This is a genomic window from Clostridium sp. AM27-28, from assembly GCF_003480955.1.
In the GTDB taxonomy this organism is placed as follows: Bacteria; Bacillota; Clostridia; order Lachnospirales; family Lachnospiraceae; genus Otoolea; species Otoolea fessa.
In genome coordinates, this window is sequence record NZ_QUJT01000012.1 from 103,197 (window position 1) to 110,784 (window position 7,588).

A 7,588-nucleotide genomic window follows, 5' to 3' on the forward strand; every position below is an offset into this window, starting at 1 on the left:
CTATTCCATTAATATCCGTAAATATCATAAATCTCATCCGTATACACGCCCGGCTCTTTGTACACAATGATCGGCTTTTCCACTGTCATCAGCGCGCCGCCGCCGCGCACCGCCTCGATGAGAACCATATTTGCCTCTTTATCTGCAAACGGATGGACAAATTTCATCCGCTTCGGCTCCAATTTCTGACTTTTCATCGCCATCAGAATCTCAATGAGCCGTCTCGGACGGTGCACCATATAGAGTCGTCCGCCGGGACGAAGTGCCGAAGCCGCCGCGCGCACGACATCCTCCAGATTGCAGAGAACCTCATGGCGGGCAATCGCCTTGGGAAGATCGGGATTTTTCAGCCCGTGGCTGTCGTTCATGTACGGCGGGTTCGTCGTTACCACATCAAAGGATGCCTTCTCAAACAGCGTCGGAACCTCCTTGATATCGCCCTGCACGATCGAAACCTTCTCTTCCAGCCTGTTGAGCGCCACACTCCGGGATGCCATCTCCGCCATCTCCGCCTGGATCTCCAGACCTGTAAAATGGCTTCCTTCCGTCTTTGCCTCCAGAAGAATCGGGATAATACCGGTTCCCGTTCCCAGATCAAGCGCTTTCTCGCCCGGCTTCACCGATGCAAACCCGGACAAAAGCACCGCGTCCATGCCAAAACAGAACCCGTTCGTCTTCTGGATGATCCGGTATCCGTTCCGCTGCAGTTCATCGATCCGCTCGCCCTCTTTAATTATCATCCAGCTTCGACTTTCCTTCCTTTTTCTCCAGTGCCTCCAGCGCTTTCAGCTCCGCATCGTTGACATTTCCCCTGTCACGGCGGCGCTTCGGCTTAAACTTGAGCTGATCCACACGGTAATCACGGATCTCCTTCTCATCCCGTCCTACCGTCACAACCACCTTTACCTGCTGGCGCAGGACGCTGACGCTGTGAACCTCGCCTTTCAGCCCGTCATCCGTTGTGACGTAATCGCCGACACTCGGCAGATGGCTGTTCAGATCCTCATACGTCTCTTCCTCGTATTTCAGGCAGCACATCAGACGACCGCACACACCCGAAATCTTCGTCGGATTTAAGGACAGGTTCTGCTCTTTTGCCATCTTAATTGAAACCGGAATAAACTCCGATAAATATGAATGACAACAGAGCGGACGACCACAGATACCGACGCCACCCAAAATCTTCGTCTCATCCCGGACGCCAATCTGGCGCAGCTCGATCCGCGTCTTAAAGACCGCCGCCAGATCCTTGACAAGCTCACGGAAATCGATTCTTCCATCCGCCGTAAAATAAAACAGCAGCTTATTGTTATCAAAGGTGTATTCTGCATCGATCAGCTTCATCTGCAATTCATGCTTGCGGATCTTTTCCTGACAGATCTGGAATGCCTCATGCTCTTTTTCTTTATTCTTCCGTTCCAGCTCCTCGTCATTCTTCGTCGCCATACGAATGACCGATTTCAGCGGCTGGATTACCTTCTTCTCATCCACCTCGCGGACGCCAAGAACTACCTCTCCGAACTCGATTCCGCGGGCGGTCTCCACGATCACATGATCGCCCATCTTGATTTTCATCTGCGCCGGATCGAAGTAATATACCTTTCCGGCCTTGCGGAACCGGACTCCGATTACCTTTATCATAAATTTAATTCTCCTTCATCGTCAAAAGCATCAGCTCCAGCGCCAAATCGGTGTTGACGTTAGCATTCAGCCGGACTTTTGCCTTTTCAATCGCACTCAATATCTCTTCCAGCCCCTCATAGGAACTCTTCTGGCAGCAACTGCTGACCGCCGAATACTCCTCCTTAAAGATCAGCGAATTCATGTCCTTTGTGACCTTAAACATCAGAATATCCCTGTACCAGAGCTGCATGAAATCCAGGCACTCATACAGATCCAGATTGTCCTCCTGCAGCTTGCGGATATAATCCAGAAGCATCGGAATATCCATGTCCTTGATATTTTTAAGCAACGTCAGCACCTCTCGGTACAAAAGTGCAAACTCCTCCGAAGAGGCGAGATGAATCGCTTTTCCTAAATTTCCTCTCGCAAACGCCGCATAAATATCCGCCTGACCATCCGAAACACCCATTTTCTCCGTCAGGTAATCGCTTACCACCGAATCCTTGAGCGGACGAAGTTTCAACTGGATACAGCGGGACAGGATCGTCGGCAGAAATACCTCCGGGTTCGTCGTGATAAGCACCAGCACCGCATAGGCCGGCGGCTCCTCAATCGTCTTTAAAAGAGCGTTCTGCGCCTGCACCGTCATTTTCTCCGCCTCATCGACCAGATATATCTTATATGGACTGCTATACGGACGGATCGAAACCGTATCATTGATCTGAATCCGGACATCATCGACACCAATGCTCGCAGGTTTCTCATGTGTCACCCAGATCACATCCGGATGATTGCCCGACAAAAACTGCTTACAGGAATGGCATTCCATGCATGGCTCCGTCCCATGTTTCTCGCACAAAAGCGTCATGGCAAATGCCTTCGCGATCGTCTTGCGTCCCATTCCTTCCTCGCCCGACAATATGTAGGCATGTGAAACTCTCTGATACCCGATCGCCTTCTGAAGGTGCTCTTTTATCTTCTCATGTCCAATAATATCGTGAAAACCTGCCATCTTGATGCTCCTTTCAGGGCTGGACTCTGAATTTTAATTCTAAAATCGTTTCAATCGTATGGATCGGTTGGGATCCCTTCTATCATGCCCTTCTTTTATTATTTGTAAATCTCTATCATCTTAGTATAACACAAGATTTAACCTCTGCCTAGTACGATGAAATTCCGAATTTGTTACTGTTCACGCATACGTGCCCAGTAACGGAATTTGCCGTGGCTTCGCATTTAAATACGGCAAATTCCTGCTGCCACCACGTTTTCTTACGGCACTTTCGGTTCCAAAAGTGCCAATCCCTGAGCCCGAATTTCCCTTACCAACGTATCCACACACGCTTCCAGCTCGCGGTTTTCAAACCGGTTTTCCGCCCGGATCCCACATTTTTCCATATTTTCGGCACTGAAATCTGCCTCATCCGCCAGGAAACGGCGGCACAGCTCCGCATACTTTGGCTCTGTCTGCTGCCGTTCCCGGTCAAGCGCACGCTGAAGGCGTTCACCGTCCTCCACCTCAATGTAAAGCGGCACCAGCACATCCGCACCGAAATAATTCCGCGTCCCCTCATACGATTCCAGCGTCCCGATCATGAAATAATCATGCGATCCCAGATCGATCTGCCCATCGTCCACCGTTGCATAACTCCACGGTCCATAAATAGTCTGGTAGGTTCTCTTTTCAATGATCTTTCCCTGTTTCTCCAAATCCGCAAGCCTTTTTCCGGTCACAAAATAATACTCCACACCGTCCCGCTCGCCTGCCCGGATCGGTCTGGTCGTATACGGCACCACCGTCCGGATCTGCGGCAGCCGCTCTCTCAATATCTTATAGATCGTGTCCTTCCCGGACGCGCTCTTTCCCATCACGTAAAATATATGTCCCATCTTCCTATTATGCCTTTCCAGCCAGTATTTTCACACGCATTCCATCGTATATATAAATCCGATTTTTCTCTGTTTCTTATGGCAAATGTGCGAACCTGCTAAATAACAACCTCTATCCACAAATTCAATTTGTCTGATTTTTCACAAATTCCTTCCACCGTAAGTCCCAGCTTCCAATCCTCACGGATCCGCGCGATCTCCCTTGTTCCAATCCGCTCTCCCGGCATCAGCATCGGCACCCCCGGCGGATAAATGGTAACGCAGGTCCGCGCCGTCCTTCCTTCCGCCTCCTCAAGCGGCACCAGCATGCCATCCCCATGCCATGCCTGCCAGGGGAGACACATCTGCTGTGGATAGTTTTCTGAATCATTTTCTTGGTTCGGTTTCTGATTCAATTGTGCTCCCGAAAACGGTTCCTGCCTGCCTTGTTTTGCATCTTTCAGCCCAACACTTTCCGCCTCCAGCTTTTCCACCCGCGCATCCAGCTCCAAAAGTGCCCGCTCCAGACGCGAAAATCCTTCCTCCGTATCCATAAACGAAGTCATCAGAAGCACATACCGCCCGCTCGACATCTCCGCCTCCAGATGGTACTCTGTCCGCAAAACCTCTGCCAGTCTAGTTCCCGTCATAAAATCTGGAAATAGCACCAGTTTTGACGGATCATATCCATACACACCTGCCGCACCACAGATTTCCTCTTTCAGAAGCCGGAAATGTTTTAGCTTCGCCAATTTTTCCCGGAGTTCCCGCAATCGCGCGCCATACCGCGCCATCTCCCCGGCTCCTTTTTCTGCCATATACCGGACGCAGTTCTCCATCGACGCAATCAGAATATACGACGGGCTGGAACTCTGGTAAACCGATAAATACTGTTCCACCTTCTTCGCATCCAGAATCTGGCTTTTCAGATGCAGAATCGCCGTCTGTGTCAAAGATGGAAGCGTCTTGTGAAGACTCTGGATCACCAGGTCCGCCCCCTCCTGTAACGCCCCATCCGGGAAATAGTTCCCATCCCCAAACGGCAGATGCGCGCCGTGCGCCTCATCCACAATCAGCGCCGCTCCATGCCGGTGCGCCGTCGCTGCAATCCCCTGGATATCCGACACGATCCCCTCATAAGTCGGGGAAGTCACAAACACAGCCCGGATCTCCGGATGCTCCAAAAGTGCTCGTTCCACCTGCTCTGGCTCGATCCCTCCCGGAATCTGAAACTCCGGCACCTCCTCCGGATATAAATATACCGGTTCCAGCTGGTTTAAAACCACCGCGTGATACGCCGATTTGTGGGAATTTCGAGCCATGAGGATTTTTTCCCCCGGCTTCACCGCCGCCGCGATCGCCGCCAGAATCCCGCACGTACTGCCATTCACCAGATACCAGCCCCGGTCTGCTCCGTACACCGCAGCCGCCGAATTCATCGACTCTTTCAAAATATCTTCCGCATGATGCAGGTTGTCAAATCCATCAATCTCCGTGATATCCACCGAAAATGGATTCGGGACGGAAGTTATCCCCATTTTCACCTGGCGTTTGTGGCCCGGCATGTGGAACGGGTAGGCATCCGACGCCGCATAGGTGGATAAACGTTCTAAAAGCGGCACTTCCGGACGTAGGATGATTGTTTCCGACCGCATTTTCCTGTCTTTATTCACTTTTTCTTCTTCCTTCTGTTTCTCTCTTTTTTCGTTCATGTCTTATTTCTATCCGCTGCACCGCATCCCAAAAGCATTTCATTTCCCTGAAAACAACTTTTTAAAATTTTATTTTAATCTTTTATAAAAAACTACCGCAGTATCTGATCGCCATCCTTGACACAAAGATTTTTCTTCACACCTAATGTTACCATCCATCCACGGACAATCGGCGTCTTATACGAACCAGCGCCCGCGACGCCATCCTGCACATTATCCCAGAGCCAGTCCGGCGTCGGCCATAAGCAGACCTCCGGTGAAATCTCCTGGTAGAGCTCCTCTTCCACACCTCTCTGCCCATGGTGCGCCATCTGTAGCACATCCGATTTCAGTTCCTCCTGCGTATGATTGGCAAGAAAATCTTCCCCTGCCTGCCAGCCCATATCACCCAAAAACAGGATCCGTTTTCCGCCCATCTCCACGCGGTACGCGACCGAGCTGTTATTAAAACTATTTTCCGTGCAGGCAAATGGCTCGTTCATCACTGTGATCTCCGCGCCCGCCACTGAAATCTTCTGCCCTTTCGTAAGCGTCCCGCATTTTTCTGCTTCCGGCAGTTTCGCAATCGCTTCCGTGATCCGATCATAACACTCCAAATCTGAATCCCGTCTTGAAACCTGCTCCTGACCTAAAAATTCTTTATTCAGAAATGAATAATACACCTTACCGATCGAGATCGGCATCGGATCCATGTTTAAAATCTCCGTGATCGCCCCCACATGATCGCTGTGCGGATGGGTTAAAAGCCATGCATCCACATGACCGCCCAACTCCTGAATAACCTCAATCAAATGCGGTGCATCGACATCACGACCGCCATCTACCACGATCACCGCGCCTTCCTTCGTCTTCATGACGCAGGAGAGGTTCTGCCAGATATCCGCACACGCTAAAAGCCGAAGCTCTCCCCCGTCCAGATACGGCTCCTCCACGCCCGGCTCCGCCGCCTCCGCCGCAGCTAACGCTTCCATTTCTGCCGCCGACTGCTGTTCCCCTAGGTTATCTAAATCAATCGGCTGATCTGGATTTTCTCCATTTTCATCTCGGACAGCCTCCCGCTCTGTACTGTCCACGATTGCTACCGTTCCGGCTGTCTCCGGATAGTTCGTGAACCGGTGGCTGCATCCGCTCAAGTTCAAAAGGAACGTCATGCCAAGCGCCGCCGCTGCATATAAATATTTCCGGCGTTTCTGTTTCATCTTGTTTGGCTCCATTTTTCTTCTCCATTTTAAAATTTCTGCATTTGCCTATTTCTATTCTTACTTCCATTTTGGTTTTCTATTTGCTTCTGTTTTCAATCAATTATAACAGCTGCCATATCCGAAAACAAGAAATTATATATTCAAGAAAGACTCCTGTCTGAATGGCTTTTTTACTTTACATGAATGTTAAACGAAGTTTCCTATTTCTGCTTCGCGCGAGTGCGCATCATTGGCACGTTAGTGCCTTTTTGTGTAATAGGAAATTCCTTGGAATTCCCTATTACACAAAAAACCGCCACACTGTCTCCAGTGTGACGGCTTCTCATCTTCATGAGGCATCGGGGATTCGAACCCCGGACAACTTGATTAAAAGTCAAGTGCTCTACCGACTGAGCTAATACCCCATATGCCCAGAACCGGAATCGAACCAGTGACACGAGGATTTTCAGTCCTCTGCTCTACCAACTGAGCTATCTGGGCGTAATGGTTATTTGGTTTTATGCGGATTAAAAGTTTGCTTGTCGCTTTTTTTAGTCCGAAGTGCTCAGCTCAAGACCTGCGGTCTTTCGCTTACGGCATTCGCCGTATACATCTAAAAATATATCTGTTAAAAAACATGCAAGCATGTTTTTAACTTCTATATTTTTATCTGTGCACTTCTCATTGCATAAAAAAATTGCGGGGGCAGGATTTGAACCTGCGACCTTCGGGTTATGAGCCCGACGAGCTTCCAGACTGCTCCACCCCGCGCTAATTCTTACTCTATTATTATATACAATTTCTGGAAAAATACAACCATTATTGTAAAAATAATAATGGATGGAGGTGGATTCGAACCACCGAAGCGAGACGCAACAGATTTACAGTCTGCCCCCTTTGGCCACTCGGGAACCCATCCATTTTAAAAAGCCGATGATCGGACTCGAACCGATAACCTGCTGATTACAAATCAGCTGCTCTGCCAATTGAGCCACATCGGCATAAAACATTGGTAACAATGGGGCCTACAGGGCTCGAACCTGTGACCCTCTGCTTGTAAGGCAGATGCTCTCCCAGCTGAGCTAAGACCCCATCTACGATACTGCACCAGTCCATATTCATTTTTCAAAGAATTGAAATAGTCGTATCTAAACGACCCGGATGGGGTTCGAACCCACGACCTCCGCCGTGACAGGGCGGCGC

At 49.9% G+C, this 7,588-nt stretch carries 6 protein-coding genes and 6 tRNA genes; all 12 read right to left on the reverse strand.

The annotated features are described in order from the left end of the window. Positions 1-8 precede the first annotated feature (8 nt). The 12 genes from DW720_RS13125 to DW720_RS13180 all read right to left on the reverse strand — a co-directional run bounded on the left by DW720_RS13125 (position 9) and on the right by DW720_RS13180 (position 7,477). Positions 9-740: a tRNA1(Val) (adenine(37)-N6)-methyltransferase gene (locus DW720_RS13125; RefSeq protein WP_107001771.1), complete on the reverse strand. Its 732-nt coding sequence runs from the start codon at positions 738-740 to the stop codon at positions 9-11. Continuing rightward, entirely contained in the window at positions 730-1,641 is a 912-nt protein-coding gene (locus tag DW720_RS13130) for a stage 0 sporulation family protein (RefSeq protein WP_118749731.1), read from the reverse strand. The genes DW720_RS13125 and DW720_RS13130 overlap by 11 nt, the downstream gene beginning before the upstream one ends. A 4-nt stretch (positions 1,642-1,645) precedes the next feature. Then, complete coding sequence (gene holB / locus DW720_RS13135) at positions 1,646-2,635, reverse strand: DNA polymerase III subunit delta' (RefSeq protein ID WP_117796592.1); 990 nt, start codon at positions 2,633-2,635, stop codon at positions 1,646-1,648. Between the two features lie 260 nt (positions 2,636-2,895). Then, the gene (locus DW720_RS13140; protein ID WP_118652523.1) at positions 2,896-3,513 is read right to left on the reverse strand and encodes a guanylate kinase; all 618 of its coding nucleotides are present in this window, start codon (positions 3,511-3,513) and stop codon (positions 2,896-2,898) included. Between the two features lie 98 nt (positions 3,514-3,611). Next, on the reverse strand, positions 3,612-5,204 hold the full coding sequence (locus DW720_RS13145; protein ID WP_243023772.1) for an aminotransferase class I/II-fold pyridoxal phosphate-dependent enzyme: 1,593 nt from the start codon (positions 5,202-5,204) through the stop codon (positions 3,612-3,614). A 92-nt stretch (positions 5,205-5,296) separates the two neighbouring features. Continuing rightward, positions 5,297-6,403, reverse strand: a complete 1,107-nt coding sequence (locus DW720_RS13150; protein ID WP_182436551.1) for an MBL fold metallo-hydrolase — start codon at positions 6,401-6,403, stop codon at positions 5,297-5,299. Positions 6,404-6,737: 334 nt separating this feature from the next. Further along, positions 6,738-6,810: transfer RNA gene (locus DW720_RS13155), tRNA-Lys, on the reverse strand. A 3-nt stretch (positions 6,811-6,813) separates the two neighbouring features. Then, positions 6,814-6,886, reverse strand: a tRNA-Phe gene (locus DW720_RS13160). Between the two features lie 196 nt (positions 6,887-7,082). Then, a tRNA-Met gene (locus tag DW720_RS13165) sits at positions 7,083-7,156 on the reverse strand. Positions 7,157-7,222: 66 nt separating this feature from the next. Further along, positions 7,223-7,304: transfer RNA gene (locus DW720_RS13170), tRNA-Tyr, on the reverse strand. A gap of 9 nt (positions 7,305-7,313) precedes the next feature. Beyond that, positions 7,314-7,386: transfer RNA gene (locus DW720_RS13175), tRNA-Thr, on the reverse strand. A gap of 18 nt (positions 7,387-7,404) precedes the next feature. Beyond that, positions 7,405-7,477 (reverse strand) — tRNA-Val (locus tag DW720_RS13180). Positions 7,478-7,588: the final 111 nt, after the last annotated feature.